At 72.0% G+C, this 16,355-nt stretch carries 14 protein-coding genes; 12 read left to right on the top strand and 2 right to left on the bottom strand.

The window, feature by feature from the left end:
• The 8 genes from QM626_RS06565 to QM626_RS06600 form a co-directional block, all read left to right on the top strand.
• Window positions 1–1,517, top strand: a 1,517-nt coding sequence (locus QM626_RS06565; RefSeq protein WP_415075222.1) for a heavy metal translocating P-type ATPase, incomplete at its 5' end; no start/stop codon positions are given.
• Window positions 1,518–1,578: 61 nt separating this feature from the next.
• Window positions 1,579–2,214, top strand: coding sequence for a hypothetical protein (locus QM626_RS06570; RefSeq protein WP_415075224.1), 636 nt, complete (start codon window positions 1,579–1,581; stop codon window positions 2,212–2,214).
• A 197-nt stretch (window positions 2,215–2,411) separates the two neighbouring features.
• Window positions 2,412–4,574, top strand: coding sequence for a DEAD/DEAH box helicase (locus QM626_RS06575; RefSeq protein ID WP_415075226.1), 2,163 nt, complete (start codon window positions 2,412–2,414; stop codon window positions 4,572–4,574).
• 42 nt (window positions 4,575–4,616) lie between these two features.
• Complete coding sequence (locus QM626_RS06580) at window positions 4,617–5,225, top strand: hypothetical protein (RefSeq protein WP_415075228.1); 609 nt, start codon at window positions 4,617–4,619, stop codon at window positions 5,223–5,225.
• A gap of 72 nt (window positions 5,226–5,297) precedes the next feature.
• Window positions 5,298–6,008 (top strand): YcnI family protein, encoded by a 711-nt coding sequence (locus QM626_RS06585; RefSeq protein WP_415075230.1) that lies wholly within the window; start codon window positions 5,298–5,300, stop codon window positions 6,006–6,008.
• Complete coding sequence (locus QM626_RS06590; protein WP_415075232.1) at window positions 6,005–6,589, top strand: copper resistance CopC family protein; 585 nt, start codon at window positions 6,005–6,007, stop codon at window positions 6,587–6,589. The genes QM626_RS06585 and QM626_RS06590 overlap by 4 nt, the downstream gene beginning before the upstream one ends.
• A 116-nt stretch (window positions 6,590–6,705) precedes the next feature.
• Window positions 6,706–7,734: a 6-phosphofructokinase gene (locus QM626_RS06595; protein ID WP_415075234.1), complete on the top strand. Its 1,029-nt coding sequence runs from the start codon at window positions 6,706–6,708 to the stop codon at window positions 7,732–7,734.
• A 291-nt stretch (window positions 7,735–8,025) separates the two neighbouring features.
• On the top strand, window positions 8,026–8,949 hold the full coding sequence (locus tag QM626_RS06600) for a hypothetical protein (protein WP_415075236.1): 924 nt from the start codon (window positions 8,026–8,028) through the stop codon (window positions 8,947–8,949).
• 183 nt (window positions 8,950–9,132) lie between these two features.
• On the opposite strand, the gene QM626_RS06605 is transcribed toward QM626_RS06600, so the two are convergent.
• Window positions 9,133–11,235 carry a S9 family peptidase gene (locus QM626_RS06605; RefSeq protein WP_415075238.1) on the bottom strand — a complete coding sequence of 701 codons (2,103 nt, stop codon included), beginning with the start codon at window positions 11,233–11,235 and terminating at the stop codon, window positions 9,133–9,135.
• A gap of 184 nt (window positions 11,236–11,419) precedes the next feature.
• On the opposite strand from QM626_RS06605, the gene QM626_RS06610 reads away from it, so the two are divergent.
• Together QM626_RS06610 and QM626_RS06615 are read left to right on the top strand one after the other, a co-directional pair.
• Window positions 11,420–12,628: an inorganic phosphate transporter gene (locus tag QM626_RS06610; protein ID WP_415075240.1), complete on the top strand. Its 1,209-nt coding sequence runs from the start codon at window positions 11,420–11,422 to the stop codon at window positions 12,626–12,628.
• The gene (locus QM626_RS06615) at window positions 12,625–12,960 is read left to right on the top strand and encodes a peptidase (protein WP_415075242.1); all 336 of its coding nucleotides are present in this window, start codon (window positions 12,625–12,627) and stop codon (window positions 12,958–12,960) included. The genes QM626_RS06610 and QM626_RS06615 overlap by 4 nt, the downstream gene beginning before the upstream one ends.
• Before the next feature lie 31 nt (window positions 12,961–12,991).
• Here QM626_RS06615 and QM626_RS06620 read toward each other — a convergent pair whose 3' ends face one another.
• Entirely contained in the window at window positions 12,992–13,912 is a 921-nt protein-coding gene (locus tag QM626_RS06620; RefSeq protein ID WP_415075244.1) for a hypothetical protein, read from the bottom strand.
• Window positions 13,913–14,130: 218 nt separating this feature from the next.
• Here QM626_RS06620 and QM626_RS06625 point away from each other — a divergent pair, with 218 nt between their 5' ends.
• Window positions 14,131–15,171 carry an isopenicillin N synthase family dioxygenase gene (locus tag QM626_RS06625; protein WP_415075246.1) on the top strand — a complete coding sequence of 347 codons (1,041 nt, stop codon included), beginning with the start codon at window positions 14,131–14,133 and terminating at the stop codon, window positions 15,169–15,171.
• Window positions 15,168–16,112, top strand: coding sequence for a PDR/VanB family oxidoreductase (locus tag QM626_RS06630; RefSeq protein WP_415075248.1), 945 nt, complete (start codon window positions 15,168–15,170; stop codon window positions 16,110–16,112). Before QM626_RS06625 ends, QM626_RS06630 begins: the two co-directional genes overlap by 4 nt.
• Window positions 16,113–16,355 lie beyond the last annotated feature (243 nt).

Consider the following 16,355-nt stretch of genomic DNA (forward strand, 5'->3'; position numbering starts at 1 on the left):
CCGGCGCGGCGCTGCGCGCCCTGCTCGCGCTCGGCGCCCGCGACGTCGAGCTCGCGGACGGCCGCCGCGTCCCCGCCGACGCGCTGACGGTCGGCGACGAGTTCACGGTGCGTCCGGGGGAGACCGTCGCCACCGACGGGATCGTCGTCGTCGGCCACGCGAGCCTCGACGAGAGCATGCTCACCGGGGAGTCCGTCCCGGTCGAGGTCGCCGCCGGCGGCGAGGTCACCGGCGGCACGATCGCTCACGGCGGGGTGCTGCGCGTGCGCGCCACGGCGGTCGGAGCCGCCACTCGCCTCGCCCGCATCGCCACGCTCGTCGAGGACGCGCAGCTGGCCAAGGGCAGCGCACAGCGCCTCGCCGACCGCATCTCGGCGGTCTTCGTCCCGGTGGTCATCGCGCTGGCGGTCCTGACCCTGGTCGTGTGGACGCTGCTCGGCCAGCCGCTCACGGCGGGCTTCACCGCGGCCGTCGCGGTGCTCATCATCGCCTGCCCGTGCGCGCTGGGCCTCGCGACCCCGATCGCGATCCTCGTCGGCTCGGGCCGCGGGGCCCAGCTCGGCATCCTCATGACCGGACCCGAGGCGATCGAGAACGCCGACCGCATCGACACCGTCGTGCTCGACAAGACCGGCACGCTCACCAGCGGCCGGATGCGGCTGACCGCCGTCACCGTCGCGCCCGGCGTCGACGAGGCCGAGGCCCGCCGCCTGACCGGGTCGCTCGAGGCCGCCGGCGAGCATCCCGTCGGCGCGCCGATCGCCGAGTCCGCGGACCGGCTGCTGCCGGCGACCGACGTGGTCGCCGAGGCCGGTCGCGGCATCGCCGGCACCGTCGACGGCCGGCGCGTGTTCGCCGGATCCCCGGAGTACGCGGTCGGCTTCGCGCCGCTGCCGCCCGAGCTGGCGGTCGCCGCGGCGGACTCCGCGGCCACGGTCGTCGTCGCCGGCTGGGACGGACGCGTGCGCGCCGTGTTCGCGGTGGCCGACACGCCCCGTCCCGAAGCGCAGGAGGTCGTCGCGCGCCTGCGGGCGTCCGGCCTGGCGGTCACACTGGTCACCGGCGACGCCGAGCTCGTCGCCCGTGCGGTCGCCGCGTCGGTCGGCATCGACGACGTTCACGCCCGTGTCAGCCCCGAGGGCAAGGTCGACGCGGTCCGATCGCTGCAGGCGGCGGGGCACCGGGTCGCGATGGTCGGCGACGGCGTGAACGACGCGGGCGCGCTCGCCGCCGCCGACCTGGGCATCGCGATGGGCGGGGGCACGGACGCCGCCGCGCACGCCAGCGACATCGCCCTCACCGGAACGGGCCTCGGCGGCGTCGTCACGGCGCTCGCCCTCAGCCGGCGGGTCATGCGCGTCATCCGCGGCAACCTGTTCTGGGCCTTCGCGTACAACGTCGCCGCCCTGCCGCTGGCGGCGCTCGGCCTGCTGAACCCCATGATCGCGGGCGCGGCGATGGCCTTCTCGAGCCTGTTCGTCGTGCTGAACAGCCTGCGGCTGCGCCGCGCGCCCTGACCGGGTGACGGCCGGACCCCGGTTAGGGTCGACGGGTCCCGTCCAGCCCGGAGGTCCGCCCATGCGCCGCATCGTGCCCGTCCGTCTCGCGATCGGCCTCGCCGGTGCGGCCGTCCTCGCCGCCGCGCTCGCCGCCTGCGCACCGGACGAGTCCGCCTCGCCGTCGGCGTCTGCGACGGCGTCGGCCACCTCGAGCGCGTCGGCGAGCGCGAGCGCATCGCCGACTCCGACCGTCTCGGCGGACGACATCACGCTGCCCGGCTCGTGCGAGTCCATCTACTCCGGTGGGATGCTGCAGACGCTGCGGTCCGACATCCCGCCCCTGAACGACCCCGCCGTGACGGTCGCCTCCACCAAGATCGTGTCGGCGCTGGAGATCCTCGACGCCGTGCCGAGCCTGCGCTGCACCTGGGGATCGGCGGGCACCAGCGGCATCGCCACGACCGTCGCGATCGTCGACGCGGACCAGGCCCAGACGATCCGGGGCGCCCTCGACGACAACGGCTTCAGCTGCGTGGACGCGGCCGAGGGCACGCTGTGCACGGCGAGCTCGACGAGCGTGGACACCGCCAGCGGCGACATCGTCGAGCAGGGGGAGAGCCACTTCCTGCGCGGCAACGCCTGGATCGCGACCACCTGGCTCACGATCGATCCCGACGGATACACGCAGGACATCGCCGCCACGCTCTGGGGATGACGTCGCGGAAGGCGCTACACTGAGCATCGTCGTCCCGGCCGTCGTCGATTGCACCAGCTCTCGATCGCACTCTCGTCGATGCGCCCGGCGACGCGCCCGCGTCCGTCCCGGCACCGAGCCGACCGCGGGGTTCATCGGCATCCGACACCGGCAGAGGTCAGTGTCGGAGTGATCCGCATCCGACGCTCAGGAGGAGCATGTCGACCACGGCACCCGCCGCGCCGAAGTCCGGCGTCCGGCGCAAGCGCACCTCGTCCGCCCGGCGCGACGACGAGGCGCCCCTCATCCCGATCCTCGCCCGCAAGGTGCGTGAGGTGGAGGCCAAGGCCCAGCGCGGCAAGCTGGGCCCCACCAACCGGGTCAAGTTCCAGGTGATCGCGTTCCTCGTGCGCGAAGAGCGGGCGCGGGTCAAGAACGACGCCGAGGTCACCGACTCCGCCCGTGCCGAGCTGCTGAAACGGCTCGACGGCGTCGCGACGATCCTGGCCAAGACCGCGGCGCGCGACACCTCCCTCATCCAGCTGCTCGAGGTCGATGCGGCCACCTCGCCGGTCGCCAAGCGCATGCGCCGCGACTGGCTGCTGGAGTCCGGCGCCGAGCTGCCGCCGGACGAGCTCATCATCACGGATGCCGCGCCCGCCCCGGCCGCCGCCGTGGTGCCGCCGCAGCTGGCGGAGCGTCAGGTCGTGCCGCCGCAGGTGGAGTCGCGCCGCGAGGCCAACCCGTTCCTGGCCCCCGATCTGACCCGCCCGGCGCCGACCGTGACGCCGCGCCGGCGACTGGACGGCTGGGAGCTCATGGGCCCCCTGTACAAGGCCTTCGAGACCGGCGCCGGCGGCGGCTCGGCCACCATGGAGCTGCCCCCGGTCCCGGAGTTCGACCGGCTCTCGCCGAAGGGCCTGGAGATCATGCGTCACCAGTCCCGGTTCCTCGAGGCCGTCCGCGAGGGGCATCGTTCGTTCCTGCTGGCCGACGAGCCCGGACTGGGCAAGACCGCGCAGTCGGTGCTCGCGGCATCCGTCGCGAACGCCTACCCGCTGCTGGTCGTGGTCCCCAACGTGGTGAAGATGAACTGGGCGCGCGAGGTGGAGCGGTGGACGCCGCAGCGCCGCGCGACCGTCATCCAGGGCGACGGCGAGGACATCGACGCCTTCGCCGACGTCTTCATCGTCAACTACGAGGTGCTCGATCGGCACCTGTCGTGGCTCGGGCAGATCGGCCTGCAGGGCATGGTCGTCGACGAGGCGCACTTCATCAAGAACCTCACCTCGCAGCGCTCGCGCAACGTGCTGGCGCTGGCCGCCCGCATCCGGGAGCGGGTGGCGCACCCGCTGCTGCTGGCGCTGACCGGCACCCCGCTGATCAACGACGTCGAGGACTTCGACGCGATCTGGCGGTTCCTCGGCTGGACCAACGGCACCAAGCCCGAGCCCGAGCTGATGGCCAAGCTCGACGACACCGGGCTCACGCCGGCCGACAAGGCGTTCTACCCCGAGGCGCGTTCGGCGGTCATCTCGATGGGCATCGTGCGCCGCCTCAAGACCGACGTCGCCAAGGACCTCCCCGACAAGCTCATCGCCGACCTCCCGGTCGAGCTGGACGACGAGTTCGGGCGCTCGATCCGCCAGGCCGAGCGGGAGCTCGGGGCACGGCTCGCGGCCCGCTACCGCCGTATCGTCGAGGCGCGCGGCGACCGGGGCCTGGCCCCCGGCGAGGTGGACGAGGACATCGTGCGCCTGGTCGCCCAGCACGAGCTGGACGAGTCGAAGGCGGCATCCGCCGGCGACGAGAACGTGTTCACGATGGTGCGTCGCATCGGGCAGGCCAAGGCGCTCCTCGCCGCGGACTACGCGGTGCAGCTGCAGCGCTCGGTGGGCAAGGTCGTGTTCTTCGCGAAGCACATCGACGTGATGGATGCCGCGGAGGCGCACTTCGCCGCCGCAGGGCTGCGCACGGTGTCGCTGCGCGGCGACCAGACCGCGATCGCCCGGCAGGAGGCCATCGACGCGTTCAACAACGACCCCGCCGTCTCGGTCGCGGTGTGCTCGCTGACCGCGGCCGGCGTCGGCGTGAACATGCAGGCGGCGTCCAACGTCGTGCTCGCCGAGCTGAGCTGGACCGCGGCCGAGCAGACGCAGGCGATCGACCGCGTGCACCGCATCGGCCAGGACGAGCCGGTGACCGCATGGCGCATCATCGCGGCGCACACGATCGACACGAAGATCGCCGAGCTCATCGACGCGAAGCAGGGCCTGTCGCTGCGGGCGCTGGACGGCGTGGCGGTCGAGCCCGGATCGAGCGACTCGGTGCAGCTGTCGGCGCTCATGCACCTCACGCGCGAGGCGCTCGGAGCCGCCTGAGCCGCCCCGTTCCGCGAGGTCCGGGTGGACTAGGTTGGAAGGGTGTTGGGGTCGCGCGTTGCTCGCACCTGGCGCGGCGCGGCCGCCGGCGGGGTGGCGACGCTCGCCGCGTCCGTCTCGCACTCCGTCGCCGACGGCCGGCCCGCGCCGTGGCTGGACGTCGTGCTCGCCCTCGCCCTCGCCGTGCCGCTGTGCGTCGCGCTGGCCGGCGCGCGCCTCTCGTGGATCCGGCTGACGGTCGCGGTCGCGGTCAGCCAGTTCGCGTTCCACGGGCTGCTGCTGGTCGGCGTCGGCGAGGACGCCGGCGCGGACGCCGTGCCGATGCCCGGGATGGCCGGCCACATGGACACGGGGTCCCTCTCGGCCGTCGTCGCATCGGCCGGGACCGGGACGGAGCTGCACCACGATGCGGGGATGTGGGTCGCGCACGCCATCGCGGCCGTCGTCACCGTGCTGGCGATCGGCCACGGCGAGCGCGCGCTGCGGGCGCTGCTCGGGCTGTCGGGCTGGGAGCTGGTCGCCCGGACGCTCGACCCGCGTCCGCTGCCCGCGACCGCGCCGCTGAAGACCTGCTGCGCCGAGCCGCGCGCGCCGCGTCCCTCGGTGGTCCTGACGGCCCGGAGGAGGAGGGGTCCGCCGCTCGCGGCCTGAGACCCCGTCATCCCTTTTCACAGCGTGCCTGCCGGGCGCTGCCCGTGCGCGCGCACGACCCGAGGAACACCCATGCCCAGAAAGCGATTCATCCGACCCCTCACCGGCCTCGCGGCCGGTCTCGCCATCGCGGTCGCCGTGCCGCTGTCCGCATCCGCCCATGTGACGGTCTCGCCCGACCAGGCCACGGCCGGCGGCTATGCCTACGTCACCCTCCGCGTCCCCAACGAGATGGACGCGGCGGTCACGACCCGCATCGACCTGCAGCTGCCGACCGACACCCCGTTCACGTTCGCCAGCTACGAGCCGACACCCGGGTGGACCGTCACGGTCACCACCTCGACCCTGCCCGCCCCCGTGGACGTCTCCGGCAACACCGTGACCGAGGCGCCGACGAGCATCTCGTTCGTGGCCGACGCCGGCGGCATCGAGCCGGGCCAGTTCCAGACGTTCATGCTCGTCCTCGGCCCGGTGCCCGATGTCGGCCATGTCGTCCTGCCCGCGGTGCAGACCTACGACGACGGCACGGTCGTCGACTGGACGGCCACGCCGGAGCAGCTCGCGGACGACGACACGCTCGATCCCGCGCCCGTGCTGTGGGTGAACGACACGCCGCCCGAGACCGGCACCGCGACCTCCGCGCCCGAGGCGTCCGCGACCGATGCGAGCGGCAGCTCCGACGGCGTGTCGCTGGGGCTCAGCGTCGCCGCGCTGGTCGTCGCCGTCGGTGGCGCCCTGCTCGGCGCGTTCGCGGTGGGACGCACCCGCCGCGCACGATCATGAGCGCTCGGCGGGGGTCGTTCCTGGCCGGCGCGGGCATCGTGCTCGGACTGCTGACCGTCCCCGCGCTGGCGGTGGCCGCCTTCGCGCACGACTCGCTGATCGGCTCCGACCCGTCCTCGGGCGCCACCGTGACCGCCCTCGACGAGGTGACCCTCACCTTCAGCGCCGACCCGCTCGGCGGCGACGGGGCGACCGTCCTCGAGGTGACCGGCCCGGACGGCCGGTACTACGAGACCGGATGCCCGACGCTGGCCGGTCAGGACGTCACCGTGCCGGTGGCGCTCGGCGCCGCAGGGGAGTACGAGGTGCTGTGGCGGATCGTCTCCTCCGACGGGCATCCGGTGTCGGACACCTTCACGTTCGACTACGAGCCGGCGAGCACCGCGACGTCCGCTGCCGGAGCGGACGTCCCGCAGTGCGGCGACGCCTCGGCGGCGCAGGCCGCCACGCCGGGTGCGGCCGCCGACGACGCCGCGCAGGACCCCGGGCTCTGGATCGGCCTGGGCATCGGCGCGGTGGTCGTGGCCGGCGTCGGCGTCGGCGCCTGGCTGCTCATCCGGCGGCGACCGGAGGACGGTTAGCCGGCGTCCGGCCGCGCCCTGCCACCTCGGTGACAGGGCGCGGCGTCGGGCATGGCGCGATACGCTGCAAGAGGCAGCGTCGCCCTCTCCTGTAGCTCACGCGTGAGGACCCACCCATGAAGATCGGCATCCTGACCAGCGGCGGCGACTGCCCCGGACTGAACGCAGTCATCCGCGGCGTCGTGCTGAAGGGCACGACGGCCTACAACATCGAGTTCGTCGGCATCCGCGACGGCTGGCGCGGCGTCGTCGACGGCGACTTCTTCCCGCTGACGCGGCACGAGATCAAGGGCCTGTCCAAGGTCGGCGGCACGATCCTCGGCACCTCGCGGACCAACCCCTACGAGGGGCCGCGCGGGGGAGCGGAGAACATCTCGAAGACCCTGTACGGCCACCGCATCGACGGCATCATCGCGATCGGCGGCGAGGGGACGCTCGCCGCGGCGAACCGGCTCTACCACGACGGCATCAACGTCATGGGCGTTCCCAAGACGATCGACAACGACCTGCGGGCGACGGACTACTCCTTCGGCTTCGACACCGCGGTCAACATCGCGACCGAGGCCATGGACCGGCTGCGCACGACCGGCGACTCGCACCAGCGGTGCATGGTCGCCGAGGTCATGGGCCGGCACGTCGGCTGGATCGCGCTGCACTCGGGCATCGCCTCCGGCGCGCACGTCATCTGCATCCCCGAGGTGCCGATGTCGCTCGACGAGATCGTCGCACAGGTGCAGCGCGCCCACGACCGCGGCCGTGCACCGCTGGTCGTCGTCTCCGAGGGCTTCACCCTCACCGGCATGGACGAGGCGTACAGCGACAAGGGCCTCGACGCGTTCAACCGGCCGCGCCTGGGCGGCATCGGCGAGGTGCTCGCCCCGGAGATCGAGCGCCTGACCGGCATCGAGACCCGGGCGACGGTGCTCGGTCACATCCAGCGCGGCGGGTCGCCGTCCGCGTTCGACCGCGTGCTCGCGACGCGGCTGGGGCTGCACGCGGCGGATGCCGTCGTCGACGGCGCCTGGGGGCAGATGGTGTCGATGCAGGGCACCGAGATCGTTCGCGTGCCCTTCGAGGACGCCCTCGGCGAGCTGAACACGGTGCCGCTGCACCGCTACGAGGAGGCCGCCGCCCTCTTCGGCTGACCCGCGCTCTTCGGCTGACCCGCCCTCTTCGGCTGACTCACCCTCTTCGGCTTCGGCTTCCGCGGCATCCGTTCCGGTCATCCCCCCGGCCTATGTCCCACTTTGGCGCGGTTGATGTCCCAGTTCGGCGCGGTATGGCGGGCTCATACCGCGCCGAACTGGGACATGCTCACCGCCGAGCCGGCAGCGCAGGCACCACCGGCTCCTCCCCAGCCCCCTTCGCGCCACACGCTGTCCCCCGTTTCGCCCGCGGTGTCCCGCTCGCGCGTCATACGGCGGATGGTGAGGGGGATGCGGCATCCCTCACCCCTCCCGGACGATCTTCCCGACGTCTTCCGCGCATCCGAGGCCCAGGCTCTCGGCGTGACGAAGGAGCGGCTCGGACGCGGCGATCTCCACGCTCCCTACCGTGGCCTGCGCGCCCGGGGTGCTGTCGGCGCCGCGCCGACGCTCAGAGAAGGCTGCCTGCGTTACGCGCCCCGACTGCAGCCGTGGCAGTTCTTCAGCCACGAGACGGCGCTGATCCTGCGCGGCGCGCCCACACCGGAGTGGCCGCATCGGCCCGGCATCCACGTGTCGGCCCATCGCCCGGCCCGCGAGCCACGCATCGGCGGGATCGTGGGCCACCGACTGCAATCGCGCGACCCGATCTTCGAGCGGGATGGCGATGGTCTCCCGCTCGAAGATCCCGCGCGCGCCTGGCGGCAGTGCGGCGCCATCTGGGCGCTTGACGACCTGATCGTCGCCGGGGAGTTCCTGATCTCCGGAAAGCAGGCGCTCGCGAGCATCGAGGAGCTGCGCGCGGAGGTGCGGGTCATGGGCGATGTGCCAGGTGCCCGGCTCGCTCGCGCACTGGCCGAGATGCGCGTGGGCGCGCGTTCGCCGCGCGAGACGCGCCTCCGGCTGGTGCTGGTGCGCGCGGGCCTGCCGGAGCCCGCGATCACGTGGAACCTGCGCGACGACCGGGGACGGTTCGTCGCGGAGCTCGATCTCGCGTATCCCCGGTACCGCGTGGGCGTCGAGTACGACGGCAGGGTGCACGCCGACGACCCCGCGCAGTTCGCCAAGGATGCCGACCGCTGGGACAGCATCCGCGCGCAGGACTGGGACCACGTCCGCATCCTCACACATCACATGCGCGGCGGGGGAGCATCAGCCGTGCGCAAGGTCCGCGACGCGCTGATCGCCGCGGGGTGGCGTCCCGGTGGGAGCTGACCGCCCGCCGCCCCGCCGGCCATGTCCCAGTTCGGCGCGGTAAATGGCCGGAATACCGCGCCGAAGTGGGACATCAGCCGCGCCGAACTGGGACATACCCCGGATGGATGCCGAGGGCGGCGGGGCCGGGGCGGCACCGGGGCGGGGCGGCACCGGGGCGGCACCGGGGCGGGGCAGGGCGGGTCAGTCGGCGACGCCGAGCACGTCGAACAGCCACGCCAGCTCGAACGCGCGCTCGCGCCAGGAGTCGTACCGTCCGCTGACACCGCCGTGGCCGGCGACCATCTCGCACTTCAGCAGTGCGTCCGCGCCGACCTCGCGCAGCCGGGCGACCCACTTCGCGGGCTCCACGTACAGCACTCGCGTGTCGTTGAACGAGGTCACCGCCAGGATCCGCGGGTACGCGACCCCCTCGCGCACGTTCTCGTAGGGCGAGTACGACTTCATGTACGCGTACACGTCGGCGTCGTGCAGCGGATCGCCCCATTCGTCCCACTCGATCACCGTCAGCGGCAGTGACGGGTCGAGGATCGTCGTCAGCGCGTCCACGAACGGCACGTCGGCGAGGACGCCGGCGAACAGCTCCGGCGCGAGGTTCGCGACCGCGCCCATCAGCAGGCCGCCCGCCGAGCCGCCCTCGGCGACGAGCTGCGCGGGCGTCGTGTACCCCCGCGCGATCAGGTGCCGGGCGGCATCGACGAAGTCGGTGAACGTGTTGCGCTTGGCCAGCAGCTTGCCGTCCTCGTACCACTGCCGGCCCATCTCGCCGCCACCGCGCACGTGCGCCACCGCGAACACCACGCCCCGGTCCAGCTCCGACAGCCGTGCGACCGAGAACGCCGGCTCGATCGAGTGCTCATACGAGCCGTAGCCGTACAGGTGCACCGGGCGCGGGGATGCCGACGGCTCGCCGAACGACCGCTTCCACACCAGCGACACCGGCACCTGCGTGCCGTCGGCCGCCGTCGCCCACACCCGCTGCTGGGCGTAGTCGGCCCGGTCGTAGCCGCCGAGCACGGGCTGCTGCTTGCGCAGCAGCAGGTCGCCGGTCGCGACGTCGTAGTCGTACACGGTCGACGGGGTGACGAAGGAGCCGTAGCCCAGGCGCAGCAGCGGCGGCGCCCACTCCGGGTTGCCGGCCGTGCCCGCCGAATACAGCGGCTCCTCGAAGCCGATCTCGCGCACCGCGGATGCGGCGTAGTCCAGCAGGCCGATGCGGGCCAGGCCGTCACGGCGATAGGCCACGACGCCCCAGTCGCGGAACGTCGACGCGCCCAGCAGCCGCCGGCCCGGCTCGTGCGCGAGCGCGGTCTCCCGCGGCCCGGAGGGGTCGGATGCCGCGACCCGCACCAGCTCGAAGTCCAGCGCCCCGTCGTTGTGCAGGATGTAGAGCACGTCCTGCCCGTCGACGACGGCGTGCGAGGAGTCGTACTCGACGCCCTCGACGCGCGGCCACACGACCCGCGGCTGCCCGCGCAGGTCGGAGGCGTCCAACAGCCACTCCTCGCTCGTCACCGAGGAGCCGAGCCCGATCACGAGGTACCGGTCGCTGCGGGTGAAGCCGGCACCCACCCAGTACCGCTCGTCCGGCTCGTGGAACAGCCGCGTGTCCGAGGCGGTGGGGGTGCCGATCTCGTGCAGCCACACCGTGTCGGGCCGCCAGGCCTCGTCCACGGTCGTGTAGACGACGAAGCGGCCGTCGGGGGAGAGGGTGGCGCCGGCGAACGTGTTCTCGATGACGTCGGGCAGCGTCTCGCCGGTCACGAGGTCGCGCAGCCGCACCGTGTACCGCTCGTCCCCCTCCAGGTCGACGCCGTACAGCAGCAGCGTGCCGTCGGTGGACACCTCGAAGCTGCCGAGGGAGAAGAACTCCTGGCCGTCGGCCTCCTCGTTGCCGTCCAGCAGCACCTGCTCTCCCGGCACCGGATCCCCCGGCACGAGCGCGGGCGGCGTCCAGTCGTCCGCCGAGGCGAGCGGGGCGCGGCACTGGATGCCGTACTGCTTGCCCTCCTGCGTGCGGCCGTAGTACCACCACTGCCCGCGTCGGGTGGGCACCGACAGGTCCGTCTCGAGGGTGCGGGCCTTGATCTCCTCGAAGACGTGCTCGCGCAGCCCCGCCAGGTGCGCGGTCCGCGCCTCGGTGTAGGCGTTCTCGGCCTCCAGGTGCGCGCGCACCTCGTCGTCGTCCTTCGCGCGCAGCCACTCGTACGGGTCCTCGAACGTGTCGCCGTGGTGCGTACGCGCGAAGGAGCGGCGGGCGGCGGCGGGCGGGAGCGATTCGGTCACCCCCACACGCTAACCGAGCGGATGCCGGATGCCGTGCGCGCGCGGACCGCCGAGTTGACCGCGTCCATCCCCGGTGTAAGGATTTCCTCGGCCCGGTTACCGGATGCTGAACCCGTGGTGAACTGTTCGTTCGCAGGCCGATCATGTCGGCACCTCCCGTCCCTCTGACACCCGAAAGCGAACGGTGGAGACCGCAGCCCTGATCGTCGTCCTGGTCATCGGACTCGGGCTGTTCTTCGACTTCACGAACGGCTTCCACGACACCGCGAACGCGATGGCGACGCCCATCGCGACCGGCGCGCTCACGCCGAAGGTGGCCGTGCTGCTGGCGGCGGTGCTGAACCTGGCGGGCGCGTTCCTGTCGACGGAGGTGTCCAAGACGATCTCGCACGGGATCATCCAGGAGGACCAGATCACCGCGAGCGCGTTCCTGCCGCTCATCTTCGCCGGCCTGATCGGCGCGATCACCTGGAACATGCTCACCTGGCTGCTGGGCCTGCCCTCCAGCTCCTCGCACGCCCTGTTCGGCGGCCTCATCGGCGCGACGATCGTGGGGGCGGGCGTGATGGCGATCGACTTCGGCGTCGTGCTCAGCAAGGTGGTGCTGCCCGCCCTGCTGTCCCCGGTGACGGCGGCCGTCATCGCCTTCGCGGTGACCAAGCTCGCCTATGCGCTCACGCGGCGATACGACGGCAAGCCGGACGGACGCGACGGCTTCCGCTGGGGCCAGATCTTCTCGTCGTCCCTCGTCGCGCTCGCGCACGGCACCAACGACGCGCAGAAGACGATGGGCGTGATCACCCTGGCGCTGGTCATGGCGGGATGGCAGGACGCGGCGGACAGCGATCCGCAGCTGTGGGTGATCCTCGCCTGCGCGCTCACGATCGCGCTGGGCACCTACACCGGGGGCTGGCGCATCATCCGCACGCTCGGCAAGGGCCTGACGGAGGTCAAGCCGGCCCAGGGGTTCTCCGCCGAGACCTCGACCGCGGCGACGATCCTCGCGTCCTCGGCGCTGGGCTTCGCGCTGTCGACCACGCAGGTGGCCTCCGGCTCGGTGATCGGCTCGGGGCTCGGCCGCCGGGGCTCCAAGGTCCGCTGGCGCACCGTCGGCCGCATCGCCCTGGGCTGGCTGCTCACGCTCCCCGCCGCGGGCCTGGTGGGCGCCGCCGCGGCGCTGGTGGTGTCGTGGCTGGGCATCTGGGGCATCGTCGTGGACGCGTTCCTGGCGCTCGCGGTGATCGTCCTCATCTTCGTGCGCTCGCGTCGCAACGAGGTCACCGCGGCCAACGCGATGAGCGAGGTCGCCGCCTCCGGCCGGGCGGTCAAGGTCAAGCGCAACCCGCCGCCCACGCGCCGGCAGCGCCGCGCCGCGAAGGAGGCGAGGCGATGAGCATCGACATCGACTGGATCGCGTTCGTCCAGGTCTTCGTCGCGGCGCTCATCGGCGCCGTGGTGGTCGTCGGCTGCTACGCGCTGGGGCTGCGGATGCTGGTGCGCTCCGGCCGGGCGCCGGTCGTCGCCCCCGCGGAGTTCACCGACGCGATCACCGTGGTCACCGAGAAGGAGCTCGCCAAGGCCGCCAAGGCGGCGGCGAAGGCGGCGAAGAAGAGCCCGCTCTCGCCCACGCAGAAGCGGCTGGCGCTGCTGGCGGCCTACGCCTCGTTCACGACGTGCGGCGTCGCGGTGCTCGGCGGTCTGCTGCTGATCGTCTTCGACCGCTGACCGTGTCGGCGGCCCGCGCACCGATGGAGGCTCAGGGCGAGGGCGTCTCGACGACATCGACGGCCGTGAGATCGATGCCGTTCGATCTCAGCGCTTCGGCGACCGCCTCGGCCTGCTGCCGCAGCCGAGGCGATGTGCCGGCGTCGAGACCGACGACCGTACGGATGTCGCCGAATCGGAGCGCCGGCAACGAACCGAAGCCCAGCCGCATCCGGGCATGACGGACCACGTCCAGATCGTGACGCTGCGCCTGCCCGCCGCGCTCGACGATGTCACGCAGCAGGCGGATGTCCAGGACAGCCTGGGCGGCGGCGAAGCGCACTTCGGGCGCTCGCGGGCGATATCGCCGCATCACGGCCAGCGTGCCGTCGGACGCGACGGCGAGCGCGTCGGGCGTATACGACAGGATCAGTCCCGAGCCGGGGACGGGCGCGGGATCGAGCGCTGACACCACATCGCCCGCAAGCTCGCGCAGCGTTGCACGCCGCACGCGAGCGTCGATGAAGAACGGCGCGTACTCCTGGGTGAGGAGTTGAACTCCTGCGGCGGCCAGCAGTGGCGGGGCTCCGCGCCGCTCATCGAGCGTCCGTCGCGCCGAACGCAGCGCCTGGACGACCTCCGCGATCTGCTCGGCGCACGCCGACGTCGGCAGCCAACGATCCCAGGGCAGGAGCGGCTGGGCGGTGCGGAGGTCACGGTGCGGGTGGAGCGCGGCCCGCGAGGGCTCCCACGCGATGTCGAGCAGCCGACGGTCGGCGAGCCAGATTCGCGCTCGATGGACTTCTGCTCTCAGATCGCTCCACAGATGCACGTCCGCGCCGAGCAGGCGTGCCGCTGTCGTCAGCCGCCCGAACTCGCCGCGAGGAGCGAAGGCAGCGGTCAGCTCCTCGACCGGTGCGCGGCGCCAAGAGCGAGGCGGCAGCGCGATCCCGGCACCCCGCGCACTGACCACGGAGTACAGTGTGCCGGCGCCAGCGAGCCGGGCGGTCGGGATTCGTCAACCGTTACGGCGAAGAAATACGGGTGTAACGCGACACGAGCAGCATGTTCGCTATCACTTGGTGGTCCTGGAGCCTGGTCCTTTGAGACGAGCCACGACAGGAAGACGGGAAGTGGACGCGTCGTCACGACGATGCGTCGATCACGCCCTGATTCCGGAGGCTCGTTGCCATGTTCCATGTACCCACGATCGACATCTCTCCTTTCGTCGAAGGCGGCTCCGCCGCGCGCGGAGACGCCGCGCGTCGTGAATTCGACACCGCCTGCCGCGAGGTCGGCTTCATCCAGGTCGTCGGCCACGGCGTGCCGGACGCGGTCATCGCCGGACTCGAGTCGGCCATGGACGACTTCTTCGTCGGCCTCGACGCCGACGCGAAGCTCGCGTATCGCACCCCTCCGGGTGTGAACCGGGGATACGCTCCGCCGAAGTCCGAGGCGACGAGCCTGAGTCTCGGCATCGCGCCGGCGAACATGATGAACGACTTCTTCGAGGCCTTCAACGTGGGCCTGACCTGCGACGACTATCCCGGCGCCGACCTCTCAGCCGATCAGTATCAGGACAATCTCTGGCCGGACATCCCGGCGTTCCGGGAGCGAGTCACGAGCTATCTCGGACATGCCCGTCGTGTCGCCCAGACGCTGACGACGATCGCGATCGAGGCGCTCGGGCAGCCGGGACGGACCCTCGAGTCTGAATTCGCCCAGGCGACGGGCACCCTGCGCCTCAACAACTACGCGCTGGCGGAGGGGATGCGCGTGACCCTCGACGGGGAACTGCGCGGCATGGGGGAGCACACCGACTTCGGAGTCATCACAGTGCTGTGGGCCGACCGTGTGCCCGGGCTTCAGGTCCTCGGCACGGACGGGCGCTGGCACGATGTGCAGCCGGCGGAGGGCGCGCTGCTGGTGAACCTCGGCGACGTCATGACGCGGTGGACGAACGAGCATTGGATGTCGACCCTCCATCGTGTGAAGCCGCCGGTCACCGGCGGCACCATCCAGCGTCGGCGAAGCGCAGCGTACTTCCACGGCTCGAACTGGAACACGCTCATCCAGCCGTTGGCCGCCCTTCTCGCACCTGGCGAGCAGCCCCTGTACGCGCCCGTCACGGCGACGGAGCACATTCGCGCCAAGCTCGCCGGGACCCGCGCCGGCGTCCTCAACCCCAACGCCGGCCGCGAGGGCGCGCGTGCGGCCGGGGCGCTGTCATGATGCTCGAGCGGGAGCTCGAGGTCAGAGCCCTGCGCCGGTCGTCGCCCGAGGTCCTGGTCGTCGAGCTGGTCGGCGCGGACGGTCGTGCGCTCCCGGCGTGGGAACCGGGCGCGCACGTCGAGTTGAGTCTCGGCGACGCGCGCATCCGTCACTATTCGCTGTGCGGCGATCCCGCGGACACGGAGTCATGGACGATTGCGGTGCTCCTCGACGAGAACGGCCGTGGCGGCTCGCGGTGGATCCATGAGAATTTCGCGGTCGGTGTCCGAGTGCGGTGCCGGGCGGTCCGCAACACGTTCGCGCTTCCGTCGTCGCGGCGATATCTCTTCGTCGCGGGGGGCATCGGGATCACGCCGATCCTCCCGATGCTGCAGCTGGCGCACGAGCGGAGGGCGGACTGGTCGCTCGTGCACTGCATCCGTGATGAGGGCCGCTTCCCGGAGTCGGCCTCGCTCGATCGCTGGGGTGGACGAGTGCACCGGCACGTCTCCGTCGAGCACGGCCGAGTCGACGTCGCCGCTCTCGTGACACGGACCCCGCCGGGGACCGTGGTGGTCTGCTGCGGTCCGTCGTCGTTGACCGCGGCACTGCGCGGCGCCTGCGAGACCGCCGGGCGCGAGGTCGTCTTCGAGTCCTTCGGTGGCTCCCGCGCCGACGCCGCGTGCGAGCGCGGGGCGAGCTTCGTCGTCGAGCTCGCGCGGTCGGGGATGAGCATCGAGGTCGGGCCCGACCAATCGGTTCTGGAGGCGCTCGAACTCGCGGGCTGCAGCGTCGCCTCGTCGTGCCGGGAAGGTTATTGCGGCACCTGCGAGACGGTCGTCCTGGAGGGCGACGTGGAGCACCGCGACTCCGCGCTCACGGCGGAGGAGCAGGACGAGTCCGAGGTCATGATGGTGTGCGTCTCGCGGAGCAGGGGAGCGCGACTTGTGTTGTCGCTATAAACATTCGGCGCATGATGTCCGCGACGTCCCGAAACTTAAAACCCCGGAATCCGAAGGAAATATCGACGCAACATCGTTCCTCCACTCTTGATACAAGCAACATATTTCGATGCAAGTAACCACCCACCCACCCGAGTTCTTCGTTGAAAGCAGAGTGCCTTGTTCTCATCACACCGTTCTCCTCTGGCTCGCGGGCTCGTCGCCGTCGCAGCCGTCTTCACCCTCACCGCTTGCGCGGGGACG

Origin of the sequence: Microbacterium sp. (assembly GCF_047606385.1) — a bacterium.
Lineage (GTDB): Bacteria > Actinomycetota > Actinomycetes > Actinomycetales > Microbacteriaceae > Microbacterium.

Coding starts and splice junctions, on each gene's coding strand:
- QM626_RS06630 (WP_415075248.1), top strand. CDS start 15,168: ATGATGCTCGAGCGGGAGCTCGAGGTCAGAGCCCTGCGCCGGTCGTCG.
- QM626_RS06595 (WP_415075234.1), top strand. CDS start 6,706: ATGAAGATCGGCATCCTGACCAGCGGCGGCGACTGCCCCGGACTGAAC.
- QM626_RS06575 (WP_415075226.1), top strand. CDS start 2,412: ATGTCGACCACGGCACCCGCCGCGCCGAAGTCCGGCGTCCGGCGCAAG.
- QM626_RS06615 (WP_415075242.1), top strand. CDS start 12,625: ATGAGCATCGACATCGACTGGATCGCGTTCGTCCAGGTCTTCGTCGCG.
- QM626_RS06570 (WP_415075224.1), top strand. CDS start 1,579: ATGCGCCGCATCGTGCCCGTCCGTCTCGCGATCGGCCTCGCCGGTGCG.
- QM626_RS06625 (WP_415075246.1), top strand. CDS start 14,131: ATGTTCCATGTACCCACGATCGACATCTCTCCTTTCGTCGAAGGCGGC.
- QM626_RS06600 (WP_415075236.1), top strand. CDS start 8,026: ATGCGGCATCCCTCACCCCTCCCGGACGATCTTCCCGACGTCTTCCGC.
- QM626_RS06590 (WP_415075232.1), top strand. CDS start 6,005: ATGAGCGCTCGGCGGGGGTCGTTCCTGGCCGGCGCGGGCATCGTGCTC.
- QM626_RS06585 (WP_415075230.1), top strand. CDS start 5,298: ATGCCCAGAAAGCGATTCATCCGACCCCTCACCGGCCTCGCGGCCGGT.